The following is a 15,401-nucleotide window of genomic DNA, read 5'->3' on the forward strand; positions in this document are numbered from 1 at the left end:
AATACGAATTACGCCAATTGTTGTGCGCGTTCTTCGTCTGTTTTCGTAGAGGAATCAAATGCAGTCTTTAATTCTTGGAAAACAGGATCAATTTCTACAACCGCGGTTCGGCCAAAAATATCCTGGAACAAGGCTTCGCCGCGTCTAAGCTGGCGTAACATTAAGATATTTTCTTCTGTGACCGGTAAGTTATAGTAACGCAACATTTCTTCCGCTTCCTTATCATATTTCAGCGCAAAACAGAACTTCATACCCACATTGGCAACCTCTTTATTTTCAGATTGATAATCGGATGCGTTTTGTGTTCCTAAATACAAGCCGATATTGTGATAACGTCCTTCTCGAATGATTTTGTCAGAAGACGCCGCACCCTCTTTATTTTTCAAAATACTTGATGCCTCATCTTGTAGGTATACTTTGAAAATACTACGGTCGGAATGCATTAAGGATTTACCAAATGCCGCTAATGCAATTAAGATACTACGAGATAATTTATCTGTAACACTTTCATTCTTTTCCTCTGATTTCGGAATGCGTAAATGTTGAATTTGTAATACCTGTAATGGACGTTCTAGGCTTAATACGCGGTAATCTTGACCTGGTCTACCAAACAATAAATCTCCTAGCTGGATGCCTTCTAAGGTTGCTAAACGATTTGTAAGTGCGTTTAATCGTTCTAATTCAGTTGGCAATAAGTTAGGTTCTTTCTTCATTTCCTCTAGTTCTTTACGAACCAAAGTTAAACATGCGTCTTCTTTTTTCGCTACTCGTTCAATCGCTTTATATAAATAGTCATATCGGATATCCTCTAATCCTACATCCGATAGGAACGTCAAAATTTCAAGTGCTAAACTCTTCGCATCTTCTATCGTTGCGCTTATTCGGAATGGGTCTAAACAGCCCGCATCCTTTTTATCCTTCCCAAGCGTCCATACTTGCAAGGTATCCTCATTGAACCCTGGTAATAATTCTGGCCACCTTGTTCTATCGCCCTTAGGATCAATAATAAATGCCCTTCCGCCACTCATAACAATCCAGAAAGCGAGTAAGTTCATTAAGAACGATTTCCCTTTCCCTGTTTGCCCCGCAAACATAACCGATAAACTTTCAAACGCTGTCACAATGTTATCTAATGCTTTCGCCGCTAGTTCGGGACGAATAAAAACAGGACGATTTAATTTCTTTGTCTTGCCAATGTAAAACCCTTGATTATCTCCAATTTGTGTTGTGGCCCCGAACATTCCTTGTGCAAGTACGCCTGGTTCCACAAATAACTTAAAGTCCGTATTATAACGTTTCGAGCCTGGTAAGAACTCGTAGAAGTATGCAAGCTGTTCTCCATATGGATTAACTAACTCAATTTTCATTTTGCGATATTCTGTAATCAGCGTATTGACGCGTGATTTTAATGTTTTCTCATCTTCGGCATATACGCAAAACAGTACACTTAGTTCGTATCCAGGTGCTCCCGTTGTTTCAAATCGATCTTTTACAATTTTGACGCCCCTTGCTTTACGATCAATTGTTAAATCTGTTGTGCGGCCGCCTACCATTGCTTGTTGACGTTGATCGTTTAATTCTAATTCACTATTCGAGAGTTTTTGTGTAACCATCTGGTTTTCTAAATGATACGCTCGAATACTCATTTCAACAGGAAACTTTAACGAATGAGATTGAATGCGATAAATCCACTCTCCACCAGGAAAGGCCGAGATTTCGGGCATATCTTTCGCCGCAAGAAAAGCAACATGAGAGGTTTCGATTTCTCCTTCTTCATTTTGTCTTTCGAGTATAAGAGAACGCCCTGGGCTTTCATCAATCACCGTATCCGTTAAGTGCACCATTTCTTGTAAATCTGGCCGACGTACTTTTACCGCCTTTCCTTCTTCATTTTTCAAGGTAACTGTAGAACCTACTTTCCAGTTTTGATCCCGATTCAGTTCTTTCATGCCACGTTTGAAGTTATGATGGAATAAAAAGCGCGTTGTTGACGGTTTCGCACGTCTTGTATTATGAAAGGCCCCTCTAACCTGGCTAAATAACACGTCTTCTACTTCTAAATAATTTTCAATTTCCTCTTCTAAAATATCTGTCACATTCATACCCGATATGTTTTGGGCTGTCTCTGCAAATCCTTCTCTAACCTTCTTCATAAACTTCCATGTTTCTACGACAGGGTTACGAATTTGTCTTTCTTTCTGTTCCATATTCAGTTGTACTAAAACGAAAAAGCGATATTCCATGTTCTCTTTCGCAATGGCCGCATTTCGTAAGTATTCTTTTACCTTTTTGAAAAGAAAGCGTCCTGTTGGTGCCATCGGCCCTTTTAAAGTGGAAATATGTTCATCCAGAATTTCATCTGAATTTGTTGTACGAGGAATCACAAGCAAGTGGATATCATATTCTTGATGGGTAAAAAGAGCGAGTTGATTGCGATAATATACTTTTTTCGTGCTTTCGTCTTGATGATCGTATTCGAATCCGTCTACTTCATATACTGCGGATACTTTTCCGTCTGTACTAAACGCTAAATTCTTTTCAACGTGCTTTAATGGTGATCTGTTCATCGTTTTCAACATCTTTCATTTCCTCCTTTTGGGGTAAAAATGTTAGGTTATAAGCGTGTATGTCGTTCTCTTCTTCTTCACTTGATACATGTACGATTGGTATATCTTTGACATCATATTGCACACACACATGACCACGAATCACATGTTTTTTAAATTTCGGCAAGGCCACTAATCGGCTACTTTGATGCTTACGTAAACGAAATGTGATCCAGGACCGAACAAAAGAGAAAAGTGATTTTCCATCTGTTTTATATTTATCTGCGCCCCATACGAGGAAAAGAGGAATCACACCATAATACATGAGCCAAACTTGATCGATCATATCCCCAAATATCCATTTAAAGGGAGGAATGAAGCGGAAGGCTACAAGCCCCGCTTCTACCGCCGCAAAATAACCAAGTGCCCTCCATGTGACCGCACGCGGAAGACGATACCCCATAATTTCGTACTGTCTTCGCATATAGTTCATATAGCTTCCGAAACAATAGACAATAATAGAATTTGATCCTTTTTCTTTCATGTAGCTCCCTTCCTTTCCATCCCTTACTTAGACGCCAAACAATCCGCCTAACCACGTTCCAATTGTTTTTAATGCATCTGGTTTGTTAATGAAGAATACAACAATCCCGCCGCCAACAATTAACGTGATCGCTTTTCCCCATGCACGCTTTGCCGCTACGATCAAGATAACAATGATAAACGCACAATATAATGCGTATGTTCCTTGTGTCTTCATCATTTCGAAAAATCCTTCCAACCCGATCCCTAACACAAAATGATTTATATTGAACATATACATGCCCCTCTCCTATTTTGTTTTTAAGTCTTTTACAACCCATTGCTTTCCATCTTGTTTTACAAACAACGTGTAACCTGTTTTCATTTTCGTTTCAGAATGCGGATCAATCATTGATACCTCTGTTTGTACCTCATACGTGCCTTTTGTTTTTCCTGGATAAATCTTAGAGGAAAGTACATTTTCAAATTTCATGGCTCCTTCTAACCCTTTAATATCCGTATTGGCCAAAACATACGCGAGTTCTTTTTGTGTTGCGGTTGTATAGGATTTAAAGAAAGTTGGTAGAAATTCTCGAATGTCTTCTTTTACAGCGAGTTCATGGACTTCCTCTCGGTCTTTCTCTTCTTTCCCTTCTGGTACTTCTGCTTTTTCATGTACCTTTACAATTTGAGGGAATCCACTAATGACAAAAGCCTTTCCATCTGACTGAACAGGAACCGACACTTGTTGGATCACCTCCTTATCCTCTGGCCCGCTATTATCTGCTTTCATGCGGCTTAATTTGTATTTCACTTTAAAAATAACGTTAGCTTCCTTTCCTGTGACTTCATCTACCTTTAATACAGTTGCGTATAGAAAATTGGAATCCCATTGCATACTTGCAAAATCCAAGCCAACTTGTGGATCAAATGTTTTCGGTATATAGGGCTGTAAGCGCTCTGAACGCTTCTTTTTGCCTTCATCCCCTCTTTGCCACGTAAAGTATTCCTTTGCGAATCCGCGTGCAAATTCAATCGCTTCTGGACGCGAGGCAAGGTTTTGTTTTTGTGTGACTTCCTTTGGAATGGTACTAGCCTTTGCTTGTGTATCTCCCTTTCCTTTTACTACGGTTGTGATGGATACAATTAGCATCCAACTAAACAGGAGCCAAAAGGCCCATTTTCCAATTAAGCGCCCTTTATAAGAAGGAAGCTTTGTGGCTTTCCTTGCCTTCCCTTGTTTACTTTCAAATGTTTTTGCAAACCACTGTTTCACCTTTTGAAACATATTCATCCCCCCTTCAATTTCGGTACTGGCGTAAAGATCGTTCGTAGCAATCATAAGCAAATGACGCCATGCCAACCGCTGTTGATTCATCTTTTATTTCATCTCTTGCATAATTGATAAAATTGTTGAGTTTCGTTTGACTGCCTGTGATATAGGGAAATCTAGCATGAACCACATACCGTTTTTCTTCATCCCTCCCTACTTCAAAGGACGTTCCATCTGTAGCCCGAAACGCCCTTACAAACTCTAAACCTTCCAATTCGTCCATCATGCACTCTCCTTTTCTCTTAAAGCTGTAAGAAACTTTTGTGCTTTTTCTTTGAACATCCACCCTTTGTCTATCCTTGCTTGCTCGAACATGTCATAACAGCTGATTTCACGCTCGATTTCTAACATGGCTTTTTCTTTTGTAAGCTCTACTCCATCACACTTCCATTCCAATTCATCTGTATCTAATCCAATTTCTATTTCGATAATTTTTCCGTTTTCCATTAGATAAAACTTCTGCATATATACATCTGTTTGAGATAAACAAATCTCATGTACTTCCTCACAATCTATTCCCTCATAGATTTCCACTAGAAATTGAGCTTCAACTTCTCCCACATTTCCTCTTTCATAAGTGTTTTTATGTGTAAACATCGTTTATCTCCCCCTTATGATCGACTATCGGCCATCTTCCATATTCCCACTACCACCAGGAAGAGAAGTAACACGCCTTCCCATCCTTGCGTATAGTAAATTTCCACCACTTTACTTTTTACCACTTCCCAGGCTTCTCTTGATCCTGGTACTCTTTCAAATAACCAATCCGAAAAGACAATTAACAGAAAAACACTAGCGCTTATCGATAAAATAAACCGAAACACATTCTTAGAACCTCACTTTCTCTGTTGGATTTTGAATATTCCGATAAATATTCCCGAATGGGTCTTGTAATATATCTTGAAACAGTGTGATATACACTGGAATTTCTGGACTACTTACACCTTTTAAGTAGCGAATCAATTCTTTTTCCCTACTTTCACTACCTGCGACAAATACCAGGCGCCATATCGGTATTTCATATCCCATACCAGCATGTATCCGATAGTCTGCCTTTTTTCCTTCTTGCGTCATGAAGTCGTTATAACGGATAATCTTTTTTTCTAATACTTCTTTTGATCCATAAGATCGTTCCATTTCCATGAATACACCGATGTTTTTATCGATTGCTTCTTTTAATCCAATTACCGCAACCCCATCTGGGCGTATAACGCGATTTTTTCCTTTTGCATATTGAAATGTGGCCCGCGGTTCATTGATCCATTCCTTTAGTTCCAACTTTCCTTCTCGTTTAGATATTAATGTCATGGCACATTCAATTTTCGCTAACATTAAACTGTGATACACAAAGGATGCTGAACGTTTGGACCAACTATTTTTCCAATGCACTTCCCCTCGAAACCCGCGAACCATCTCGACTCCTTCTGGTGTTAACGTATAAATCCGTTGTGGTTTCGCAAATTTTCGTTTCTGATTTCGTGGTGAGGTAACAGGTAAATACTCGTAACGGATATAGCCCGCTTGCTCTAGCTTATATAAACGATTTGTTACAGATTTTTTTGTATAATCTACATACACCTTTTGATGAATGTACTCAATATCCAAGTAGATGTGTGTATGCAAACTCATGAGTAGTTGTTCATCTGAAATTTGAAATAAAATGTTTCCCATGCCCCTTACTCCTTTTCCCACATATCGAAAATGCTCACTTCTTCTTGTTGTGTATCCTCTTTTATTTCTACATTTTCTGTTTCGATTGTTATAACAGGCTCTTTTACTGGCTTATCTTCTTTCTTTACTTCTATTGTTGTCGTAGCTTGTTTTCGGAATGGGATAATTTGCGCTTGATGTGTGGGTTCGACTGGTTGTGTTTCTGAAACAGGTTCTTTCACTTCTTCATTGGAAGAAATTTTTTCTTCCAATTCATCTAGCCCCGATGTCACAACAGGTTCTTCTTTGGTTAAATTGACTTTTTCGACTTGTTGATACTTGCCTTTTCCATATAGGAACTCATCAATTTCCTTGTCGATTTCTAATCCTGCTTTCCCATTTTGTTTCTCTAAAGAATGAATCTTTGCTCTGGTCCATTCATTTGATGCATGAATTTCTTTTTCGTTTTTATAATTTGCCGCTTTTCCATTTGGTAGATAGCGGTCTAATGGCGGAACACGTATAGTACACCACACATTTTTTGCCTCGCCTCTGATATAATCTTGTGTTTGAATCGCTACAACTAAGTTAGGAAGGTTTTGCAAATACTCTGTACGGAATTGCTTTTGCATAATACCCTCTAACGTTTTCGCGGAATTATGACCTTGCCTACATACGAAGTAATTTCCGCCCGCCTCTGTTAACATGTCTGTAAGCTCTCTGTCTAACTGTCCCGAAACTTGCTGTGTAATCACCCATAGTCCGAATCCATGCTTCCGATCCTTTGCAATAATTTTAGGAAGAACGGGTACTGGAACGTCATGCGCTTCATCTATAACTCCTAAATGTAATTTGGAACCATGCGGCCGCTGTTGGGCGATACGGTGATATTGATTACAAATGTAACCGACTGTCAGTAATGTATCTTCTTTTCCCATGCCCGCTAAATCATAAAAGATAAGATGTCCTTCATCCATCCATTTGCGAATCTCTAAGGAAAAGCCCGTTTGCCCATACATACGCTTTAAATACAGCGTATTGCGAAAGATATCTAATCGGTTTAAAATCGCCTGTGTGCTGTCTTCTAATGCGCTTCCTACTTCATATTTCCAAAAGTGCGAGTAATATTTTTGTTCTGGCCCTTGTAAATTGGCGATTACTTTTGCTCGAAACAGTTCATCACTAATGAATAATGGGATGCTTAAAATCGTATGAATTTGACTCTTATCACATAATAACGTCCCAATAGTCGCTCTTAGTAATCGTTCTGTTTGTTGTGCTTGCCCTTGAATCATTAACTTAATCATTTCCATAATGGATTCAACCACTGTTTGGATATCTTCATTTGGAAAACGATGAAATAAATTCAAGGCTGGTGGATGATCTGTATTTCGAAAGCGGATAAAATGAACTTTACTCCAATCAACCTGTTTCCCATCCTTTTCCGCTTTCAATAGTCGATTCATTGCGACATATGCCAAATCTTCTGTCGGATCAAATAGAGATAATCCACCCGCTTCATTCGGATTTTCTAGCCATTTATCAATAACACTTTGCATCAATCTCATAGCAATGGTACTTTTACCAGATCCCACTTTCCCCGTAATGTAGCCATGATTCTTGAAAAAGTCTTCTCGGATTTTTACTAATCGATCCTTGATATAGGGATGCATCACATGGCCAATTGAAATGCCTTCGGCCAATAAATCATTCGGTATCATGTTTTCCCCTTTATCTAGATACAAGATGTTTCGCTCTGTCTTGCTGTTTTTATCACCTGTTACATTCGGTAGATGAAACAAGTTTAATAGCTCTGATCCCGTCCAAATCATTTTTCCATATACGGGATGTGGTACAGCTGGCATACTGCGTCTAAAACGTCTGTATCTAAGCTCATTAACGTCTGCCATAACACTTGCCACCATATGTCCTAAGTTCTTGATAACAGGTACACCAGGATAATAGTCACTTGCAAATGAAACAGATACTTGAAATGCCACTTCATTTTTTGCAAACCGCTTATTTAATGCGCGAATTTCTTCTTTTTCAAAGGCATCTAGCCCATGCTTTTTCTTTTTTCGAATGGCCTTTTCTGCTTTTCGAATCCCTTTTGTCAGCTGATACCCGTTATCTGGTGTAAAAGCAACATCAACCCATGTCTTTTCTTCCATTGCACTTCCTAACATCGGTAATACATCACGTGTATAGCGTGCTAGTGATAACGTGGCATCTAGCCGCTTTCTTTTTAATACCATCCGTCCTCCTACCGCTTTTCTTGTTGGAAATGGCATTTCTTCCTTTGGGACGGTATAAATTTCACTGTGGGTATAGGCGCTTTGTATCGCTTGCACAACCTGTTTGATCTTATCTTCTGGACCACCTACATAAAAGCGAACACGCTCATTTTCTCCCTCTGGACGATACATCGTCATGCGATACCAATCGCGACCTTTTAACAGACGTTCTAAAGGTTTTCGCCCCGAACCATGTACATGCCGAATCATTTGCCCTAGCTTATCTGGTGTGACTTCATCATCGATGTGAGGGATGAATAATACATATCGATACCGCTTCTTTTCTAGATATAAATAGATGCCATGTAAGACAATCCGTATGACAATTCCTAACAGGATCAATAAGGCAATCCCTCGAAACACACCGACTACAGTTGGCACCAGCTTCATCAATTCTGTGAGGATTTTTTCTTTAGTAAACCAGACAAATGCGACAGCTCCTATACCTAAAAGCATTTTCCAGTTCTTTTCTATGAAGTTTTCAATTTCTTTGTCGAGCTTGCTGTGCGCCACTTCTTCACTTCCTTTCTATCCTTGAAATGGCCTTACGCAAGGGCTAATACCTTTTCACAATGCTTTTGTGTTCGTTCTTCTGCGGCTAATTGAATCAAGATTTGAGGTTGCGTGATCCCGTTTTGAGGTTGATTAATTTGATCTAAGAGTGTTTTATAGTTGAAGAGTTCTTGCTTCACTTGTTCGATATCTAATTCACCATCTACCGTTACTTGTTCTTTCCAGAACGTTTCCCAGCATTCTTGACGATTTTGATACGCTTGTTTTCCCATCTTGCTTCCTCCTTTTAAGTGGGGAGGATATTCAGTGAAAGAATGTCCTCCCATAAATATTATGATTTGTGCGCTTTTTTATAGGGGTCTAATGTGACTAAGAGGGAAGAGAAAATCATGCTCTTTCCCATTCTTCCCGTCCATTCTTTTGTACGATTATTTGTTGAAGGTGTATGTGTTGTTTGTGGAACTCTACCAATATAAAAACCGCGTTTACTTCGCATGTGCTTAATTGGTTTCATAAGAAAACCTCCTGTATTGTTTTATCATTCTATATCGTTAAATAGAAATATTGTATAGTTTTAAGCGATGAGTGGGTCTAATTCTAAATACACATCAAATCTGTGCAATAACTCTTCTGGTATCGCTTGAAAACTCACGAAAACTCTTACATTCAGTTCCTCTAGTTCTTCTAAAAGATTGATGAATCCCTCTGGATTATTGGAATACAACCTTAATCCTTCATCTATGATAACGACATCCGATTGTTTGCATGTTTCTATTTCGGTTTGGCTTAGAAAAGAATCTTTTGATGTAAAGGTGATAATGTGAGCACCCATTTTTTCGTATTCTTTATACTCTCCATCCCCATCTAAGACAGTCGCTTGTTGATTATCTGCCATGACAAGGGTAAGAAGTTGCTTCATCAAACCTGTTTTTCCTTTTCCTGTTCCACCTCGTACCAGGATATTTGTATTTTCTTCTCCAAATACAAATTGAGGATTCATTTTGTTTCCTTCATTCTCTATGACAATGGAATTTGACTTACTCATGTCATACCATTTGGGTTTTATAAATGCTGGGATTTGTGCACTTCTTCCAATAAATGTTCCACACATAGCAATCTCACCTTTCCATTCGTATCAGTTTTTTATAAAGCTATTAAATCTAATTCCTCTAAATCTGTAGAAAGAATCTTAATTTTTTGTTGGTGCTCTTGAAACAGAACATGTTGGATATTTTTTCGCAACTGAAACCCATCTTCCACCAATGCAAGTAAATATGATTTCATATATTTCCTATCATTGATTTGATAATGTACATCAAATATGCACATGATCCCGCCCTCCCTTATCAGTTGAGAGTGTTTTACACTTCTTGATTCTTACGTTTTCTAAATGCGTAAACCGCTAGGATGCTACCAAGAACGACAAATGTAACACCAATCCACTTCCAATATGGATTTTCAGCTTTGCCGCCTGTTGTTGGTAAATGACTTTCTACTTTCTTAGGTTGTTCTTTCATCGGTTGTGGTTGTTTTACAATGTGTTGTGGTTTCTCTGGTGTTGGTACAGGTTTTTCAATGACCTGTGGTGTTTGTGGCTTCTCTGGTTGTGGTTTTGGTTGTTCTGGCTGTGGTTGTTCCGGTTGCTCTGGTTGTGGCGTTTCTGGTGTTGGTGGAACTTCTTTTTTCTGATCTGCTACAACATGTTTGATAATCTCACCATCTGTTTTAATTTCAAAAGAGAATGTCTCTTCATTGATTAAATATCCTGCTGGCGCGAATGTTTCTTTATATGTGTATTTACCAGCTGGTAATTTCTCAAACTTTGCAATGCCTTCTTCGTTTGTTTTCCCTTTCACGACTTCCTGGCCTTGCTCGTTATAGATCGTAAACTCTGCACCTGGTAACTTGTTGTTTCCATCGGCTACGTCTACTTTTGTAATTTCAATTGATCCTCTAATCTTCGTATTCTTTGCAACTAGCTCAATTGTTTTCCCATTTTCAGTGATACTAAACGGAATCGGCTCTTTTACTAGCACATAGCCCGCTGGTGATGTTTTTTCGATAAATTGGTACTTTCCAAATGGGATATTATCAATTTTGATCAACCCGTTTTTGTCTGTCTTATGCTCACTGATCTTCTTGCCTTTTTCATCAGCTAGAATAAAAACAGCACCTTCTAATTTCGTTTTTCCATCTTCATCTACTTTTAAGAGCTGTACATTCCCTCTGACTTGCTCGTTTTTCACTTCAAACGTAAGTGTTTGATTATGCTCTTTTACTTCAAATGGATACTTTGTTTGATTTAATAAGTAACCTTCTAATCCTTTCGTTTCCTGGAAGTAATACTTTCCAAACGGAAGAGAATTTACTTTCGCAATCCCTTCTTGATCTGTTGTTACTTTTGTGACTGCCTTTCCTTCTGGCGTAAATACTGTAAATTCAACGCCTGGGAGAATCTTGCCTGTGTCACTTATCTTTTTAATTTCAATATTTCCTTTGATTTGTACATTTTTCATTTCAACAACAGCAATTTCACCTGTTTTCACTTCAAAAGGCTTTGGTGTAGCATCTAGTACATATCCAACAGGTGCTTTTACTTCTTTTACAATGTATGTGCCAAGTTCTAAGTTACCCATTTCAGCGATACCGTTTCTATCAGCTGTAATCGTTCCCATAACTTGTTGATTGCTGTTTGTGATTTCAAATACTGCGCCTGGTAGTGGCTTTTTATTTTCATCCACTTTCATCACTTTTAAGGTGCCATTCGCTTTCCAAAATACTTGTAAGTCTTTGCTTACTTGTTCTGTACTGCGCTCTAATAATACAGTTGCATCTTGAATCGTACTTGTTCCTTTATATACAACTGCATGAACATTTGTTAGATTTGAAACGACTTTTAGAGATAGTTCACTACTCTTAGAGGATTTTGGTACTTGGATACGGAACTTTTCTCCTAGTTGAAACGTTTCTTTCCCTTCACCTTGTTCTGTGACAACACGTGTTCCTTGTGGTGCATTGTTCATTTGTACTTGGAATGTACCATTCTTTGCGTTTGTTTGAACGGTGTATGTTGTTGTTTCAAAATATTCACCGTTCAATTGTGCTTCTTGTTTATCCGTTGGAATGACATTCATCCAGACATCTTGTGTATCCTGGCTTTGATTTGCCGCATGAATGATGTTCTTTGCCGCTTTTTCAACAGCCGCATTTTTAAACTGTAATTCATCAACGGAAATCTGGCCCAGTGCATTCCAAAGAGCTAATTGCGTTGCGTAGTGGGCTTCTTGCCAAGTGGAAACCCCTAAATTTTCTGGTGTTTTCTGTGGGTACCCATTCATTAAGACACGATAAGATACATCATCTGTTTTGCCTGCTTCGGGTAAATCCTCTCCATTTGGGGATTTTAAGCCGTATACCAGACAATACGCGATTTGACCACTAGCGTTCTTTAGTAGCTCTGTGCGAATATCTTTCCCATACTGCGGACTATAGGCCCAATCCATCTGATACCTTTCTCGATTGATTACCTCCGCACTGGCTTGATTCAGTGGAATCAAGAAGCTCATAACGAATAAAAGTACACTCGTAAAGAGTAGTAGTGTTTGATACGATCGTTTCAAAACCATTTTTTACAGCTCCTTTAGGATTATTCAGTTTTCAAAGGACGGAATATTTAGAATTTTAATCTTCTAAATATAGAAAGTTATACTTTAGTGATAATTATTTCGTCTTTTAGCCGAATTTCATTTACAATACATTTAGTAGGAATATGAACAAAATAGATGTAATCAATAACATGAGGTTAATTTAATCTGTGATGGGTATTGCACGATAATATGTTGGTCTGAAAAGTTTCTCGATCGGAACTTCAAGGAAATCAGCTATTTTTTTAGCTTTATTGTCTTTCAGACTCCTTCTTCCAATTTCAACATCATATAATGTGCCGATTGGAATTTTAGCGCCTTTGGAAACTTCCTTAATACTTAAACCTTTGGATTCCCTGTATTCTCGTACAACGGTTTTGTTTTCATGTGACGCTAGCATTTTTTCACCTTCCCTTCCCTTAATTACATTGTATTCGGCTTAAAGCCAAAAGTCAACACGAAACGAATAATTTTTATTCAAAAACGCAATTTTATTTTAAAATCCATGCAAAGGAGTTTAATTATGACCAATACATTTCTAGGACAAAACCTTAAACATCTCAGAAACTCACAAAAGCTAACTCAAAAAGAGCTAGCTTCCAAAATTGATATCTCTTATTATGCTTATAACAATTGGGAAAATGATTTAAGGGAACCAGATTTGCTATCTTTAAAAAAGTTTTCTATTTACTATGACCTTCTTATTGATGAATTAGTTAATACACAAATAATTTCATCAGATTCTATAGAAATACAAAATCAAAAACTAGATATGATAAAAAATTTAGAAAAAAAAGATGTACTAAAACCGCTTGAAGAAAACTTAAAAAGACTAAGATCATTAAAGGGACTAAGTCGCAAAAAAATCGCAGAAGAATTAAATACTCCTTATAGTACCTATGCTGGTTGGGAAAATGGATTCAGAGAGCCTGATATTTCCACGCTCAATAATATAGCTTCATACTATAAAGTAAGTATAAATGACTTATTGAATCCAGAAGCGGCCGTTAGGGATGAAGATACATTAAAGCTAATCTCGCGCTTATCTAAAAATTTATTCGAAACATACATAAGCGTTCCCGATGAGCATAGAGCTGAATTAGAGAAAAAATTGATTGCCTATATGAATGAATTTAAATCTCAAAAAAAGATCAAATAAGTTTAGTTAAAATAAGTATGTTTAAATTAGCCTGTCTTTTCTATATTTTCCCCTGTACTTTCTTGTTTACATATTTGAATTAAGTCCATATATAGGTTGAAAATAGTATATACATCAGCTGTACAACAATTATTCTTAACATTTTGCTCTAACCAATGAATATTTAATTCCATGACAATGCCACGTCCTTTTCTTATAATTTAAGAATCACGTCAAGGTGGTGTATTTTTTTTACAGAATCAAAAATCGCACCACCCCCTAAAAAGTACGAAAGACGCTACAATAAGTAGCGTCTAATCATTTCAAAATTCATTTTTTAAAATTCACACTCAACCAGTCCCAGGGTCTACCATCATATAAGATGTAGTTAGAGAGGGATTATCTTGAACCTTAGCAAACTTTTGAACAGGTTCGTTATGTAAGGAAGTTACTGAAATCCCTAAGATAAGTAACATGCACATTAGATATTTAGTCAACTAAATTCACCTCGCTTTTCAATAGCGCTTGTTTCACACCTCTAGCATAAAACAAGTTTCCAGATCTTTCAAAAGATATTAATGCCTCTTTTAAACCTTGTATGTCTCCAATTACTTTTGAATAAGAATATAATTGATGTGCACTAAATCCATTTTGTTCCAAATTTTTATACATTGCAAGCCCTTTTTCTCGATCTCCATGTAAACATTCATAATGTGCATGTTCGCCAATATGAATATAATCAAAATCAATCTTATGACGATTAAAATTATTTTCAATGTAAAGATGTGCCAATGTTGTTTTAAAAGCAAAATATTTTTGAGATTTTCTAGGGACATGGATATTATCAAGAAGCTCCAAAGCTGATTCCATGTGCATTTCTGCCCTCAGAGGGTCCTCATATGTGTAACTCTCTCCCAAACACCCTTTTGCAACAGCCTTAATCATCGGAATTTCTAAGTCTGATTTTAAGATTGATTCACAAACTTCTCTACATTTATCAATTTTGTCACTCAACAAATATATATAAGCAAGCCTCTCTTTATATTGCATATATAAATGCTCTTTTATATATGTCTGTTTAATGTCTTTTATAAATTTTTCCGCGTCTTTTGCGAAGGGAGCAACTGCATTTGATTCGTCCTCATCATACATAGCCACGGTATAAAGCAAATTTGATAACGCTTGACACTCTGCGTTAGAAGAAAGTTTTAAATTTTTAATTTCATCAACTATTTTTTGCCCCTTAATTTCATTTTTATTTCTTCGATTAAATAAATCATAAATTAATAGGTACTGACTCACGCTATCGGTATTAATATGTTTTTTTATTAATACATCTATAATCTCATAATCACCAGAAACATGCGAATAACACAAGGCTTTCCTAATGTTCAAAGGACTTTTTATTAAGAGTATAAAGGTATTAATTTTTTGACGTCTTACCTCTAAATTGTCATATAAGACACTAACCACTTTTAAAAAGCTATCTAATTTCATTTCATATTTGTTTTTACATTCAATTGCCCTAGTTATTTTTTCTCTACTTACTCCCGATAATTTTGCTATTTTACGTAATGTATATTTTTCGTTTATTTTTTGTGATATTTCATCCATAAGATGTTTCATTGTAGTTTCTTTTGTAATGATCTCGTTCATAGTGACAATTCCTCCTCACTAAACCCTATTAGCCCTTTAAAAAATTTTAACATATCTTCATGTTTTTTATTTTAGAATATTACGAATCTTCGTCAATGCAGTTGA

General features: G+C 37.1%; 16 protein-coding genes. 1 reads left to right on the plus strand and 15 read right to left on the minus strand.

Going from position 1 to position 15,401, the window contains the following annotated elements; translation table 11 throughout:
- Window positions 1–8 precede the first annotated feature (8 nt).
- The 14 genes from BTOYO_RS25320 to BTOYO_RS25390 all read right to left on the minus strand — a co-directional run bounded on the left by BTOYO_RS25320 (window position 9) and on the right by BTOYO_RS25390 (window position 12,902).
- A complete protein-coding gene (locus BTOYO_RS25320) occupies window positions 9–2,579 on the minus strand; it encodes an ATP-binding protein (protein WP_023441330.1) in 2,571 nt (856 codons plus the stop codon).
- A complete protein-coding gene (locus BTOYO_RS25325) occupies window positions 2,539–3,090 on the minus strand; it encodes a TcpE family conjugal transfer membrane protein (protein ID WP_023441331.1) in 552 nt (183 codons plus the stop codon). The genes BTOYO_RS25320 and BTOYO_RS25325 overlap by 41 nt, the downstream gene beginning before the upstream one ends.
- Window positions 3,091–3,117: 27 nt before the next feature.
- Window positions 3,118–3,369: a TcpD family membrane protein gene (locus BTOYO_RS25330; protein ID WP_000281809.1), complete on the minus strand. Its 252-nt coding sequence runs from the start codon at window positions 3,367–3,369 to the stop codon at window positions 3,118–3,120.
- 9 nt (window positions 3,370–3,378) lie between these two features.
- A complete protein-coding gene (locus BTOYO_RS25335; protein ID WP_023441332.1) occupies window positions 3,379–4,356 on the minus strand; it encodes a conjugal transfer protein in 978 nt (325 codons plus the stop codon).
- A gap of 13 nt (window positions 4,357–4,369) precedes the next feature.
- Window positions 4,370–4,627, minus strand: coding sequence for a hypothetical protein (locus tag BTOYO_RS25340; protein ID WP_023441333.1), 258 nt, complete (start codon window positions 4,625–4,627; stop codon window positions 4,370–4,372).
- On the minus strand, window positions 4,624–4,998 hold the full coding sequence (locus BTOYO_RS25345) for a hypothetical protein (protein WP_023441334.1): 375 nt from the start codon (window positions 4,996–4,998) through the stop codon (window positions 4,624–4,626). Before BTOYO_RS25345 ends, BTOYO_RS25340 begins: the two co-directional genes overlap by 4 nt.
- A 231-nt stretch (window positions 4,999–5,229) precedes the next feature.
- Entirely contained in the window at window positions 5,230–6,072 is an 843-nt protein-coding gene (locus BTOYO_RS25355) for a replication-relaxation family protein (RefSeq protein WP_002013905.1), read from the minus strand.
- A gap of 5 nt (window positions 6,073–6,077) precedes the next feature.
- Window positions 6,078–8,858 (minus strand): type IV secretory system conjugative DNA transfer family protein, encoded by a 2,781-nt coding sequence (locus BTOYO_RS25360; RefSeq protein WP_023441335.1) that lies wholly within the window; start codon window positions 8,856–8,858, stop codon window positions 6,078–6,080.
- Window positions 8,859–8,890: 32 nt separating this feature from the next.
- The gene (locus BTOYO_RS25365) at window positions 8,891–9,130 is read right to left on the minus strand and encodes a hypothetical protein (RefSeq protein ID WP_000517904.1); all 240 of its coding nucleotides are present in this window, start codon (window positions 9,128–9,130) and stop codon (window positions 8,891–8,893) included.
- Window positions 9,131–9,189: 59 nt separating this feature from the next.
- Window positions 9,190–9,372: a hypothetical protein gene (locus BTOYO_RS25370; protein WP_023441336.1), complete on the minus strand. Its 183-nt coding sequence runs from the start codon at window positions 9,370–9,372 to the stop codon at window positions 9,190–9,192.
- Window positions 9,373–9,432: 60 nt separating this feature from the next.
- Window positions 9,433–9,969, minus strand: a complete 537-nt coding sequence (locus BTOYO_RS25375; protein ID WP_023441337.1) for a type IV secretion system DNA-binding domain-containing protein — start codon at window positions 9,967–9,969, stop codon at window positions 9,433–9,435.
- 32 nt (window positions 9,970–10,001) lie between these two features.
- The gene (locus BTOYO_RS25380; RefSeq protein WP_023441338.1) at window positions 10,002–10,187 is read right to left on the minus strand and encodes a hypothetical protein; all 186 of its coding nucleotides are present in this window, start codon (window positions 10,185–10,187) and stop codon (window positions 10,002–10,004) included.
- A 32-nt stretch (window positions 10,188–10,219) separates the two neighbouring features.
- Window positions 10,220–12,484, minus strand: a complete 2,265-nt coding sequence (locus BTOYO_RS25385) for a thioester domain-containing protein (RefSeq protein ID WP_041488075.1) — start codon at window positions 12,482–12,484, stop codon at window positions 10,220–10,222.
- A gap of 181 nt (window positions 12,485–12,665) precedes the next feature.
- The gene (locus BTOYO_RS25390) at window positions 12,666–12,902 is read right to left on the minus strand and encodes a helix-turn-helix domain-containing protein (protein WP_041488076.1); all 237 of its coding nucleotides are present in this window, start codon (window positions 12,900–12,902) and stop codon (window positions 12,666–12,668) included.
- A gap of 123 nt (window positions 12,903–13,025) precedes the next feature.
- Here BTOYO_RS25390 and BTOYO_RS25395 point away from each other — a divergent pair, with 123 nt between their 5' ends.
- Window positions 13,026–13,661 carry a helix-turn-helix domain-containing protein gene (locus BTOYO_RS25395; protein ID WP_023441340.1) on the plus strand — a complete coding sequence of 212 codons (636 nt, stop codon included), beginning with the start codon at window positions 13,026–13,028 and terminating at the stop codon, window positions 13,659–13,661.
- Between the two features lie 468 nt (window positions 13,662–14,129).
- Here BTOYO_RS25395 and BTOYO_RS25400 read toward each other — a convergent pair whose 3' ends face one another.
- The gene (locus BTOYO_RS25400; RefSeq protein ID WP_023441341.1) at window positions 14,130–15,296 is read right to left on the minus strand and encodes an AimR family lysis-lysogeny pheromone receptor; all 1,167 of its coding nucleotides are present in this window, start codon (window positions 15,294–15,296) and stop codon (window positions 14,130–14,132) included.
- Between the last annotated feature and the right edge of the window lie 105 nt (window positions 15,297–15,401).

The organism is Bacillus toyonensis BCT-7112, assembly GCF_000496285.1.
Classification (GTDB): domain Bacteria; phylum Bacillota; class Bacilli; order Bacillales; family Bacillaceae_G; genus Bacillus_A; species Bacillus_A toyonensis.

Coding starts and splice junctions, on each gene's coding strand:
- BTOYO_RS25375 (WP_023441337.1), bottom strand. CDS start 9,969: ATGTGTGGAACATTTATTGGAAGAAGTGCACAAATCCCAGCATTTATA.
- BTOYO_RS25370 (WP_023441336.1), bottom strand. CDS start 9,372: ATGAAACCAATTAAGCACATGCGAAGTAAACGCGGTTTTTATATTGGT.
- BTOYO_RS25385 (WP_041488075.1), bottom strand. CDS start 12,484: ATGGTTTTGAAACGATCGTATCAAACACTACTACTCTTTACGAGTGTA.
- BTOYO_RS25340 (WP_023441333.1), bottom strand. CDS start 4,627: ATGATGGACGAATTGGAAGGTTTAGAGTTTGTAAGGGCGTTTCGGGCT.
- BTOYO_RS25380 (WP_023441338.1), bottom strand. CDS start 10,187: ATGTGCATATTTGATGTACATTATCAAATCAATGATAGGAAATATATG.
- BTOYO_RS25335 (WP_023441332.1), bottom strand. CDS start 4,356: ATGTTTCAAAAGGTGAAACAGTGGTTTGCAAAAACATTTGAAAGTAAA.
- BTOYO_RS25365 (WP_000517904.1), bottom strand. CDS start 9,130: ATGGGAAAACAAGCGTATCAAAATCGTCAAGAATGCTGGGAAACGTTC.
- BTOYO_RS25330 (WP_000281809.1), bottom strand. CDS start 3,369: ATGTATATGTTCAATATAAATCATTTTGTGTTAGGGATCGGGTTGGAA.
- BTOYO_RS25395 (WP_023441340.1), top strand. CDS start 13,026: ATGACCAATACATTTCTAGGACAAAACCTTAAACATCTCAGAAACTCA.
- BTOYO_RS25320 (WP_023441330.1), bottom strand. CDS start 2,579: ATGTTGAAAACGATGAACAGATCACCATTAAAGCACGTTGAAAAGAAT.
- BTOYO_RS25355 (WP_002013905.1), bottom strand. CDS start 6,072: ATGGGAAACATTTTATTTCAAATTTCAGATGAACAACTACTCATGAGT.
- BTOYO_RS25325 (WP_023441331.1), bottom strand. CDS start 3,090: ATGAAAGAAAAAGGATCAAATTCTATTATTGTCTATTGTTTCGGAAGC.
- BTOYO_RS25390 (WP_041488076.1), bottom strand. CDS start 12,902: ATGCTAGCGTCACATGAAAACAAAACCGTTGTACGAGAATACAGGGAA.
- BTOYO_RS25345 (WP_023441334.1), bottom strand. CDS start 4,998: ATGTTTACACATAAAAACACTTATGAAAGAGGAAATGTGGGAGAAGTT.
- BTOYO_RS25400 (WP_023441341.1), bottom strand. CDS start 15,296: ATGAACGAGATCATTACAAAAGAAACTACAATGAAACATCTTATGGAT.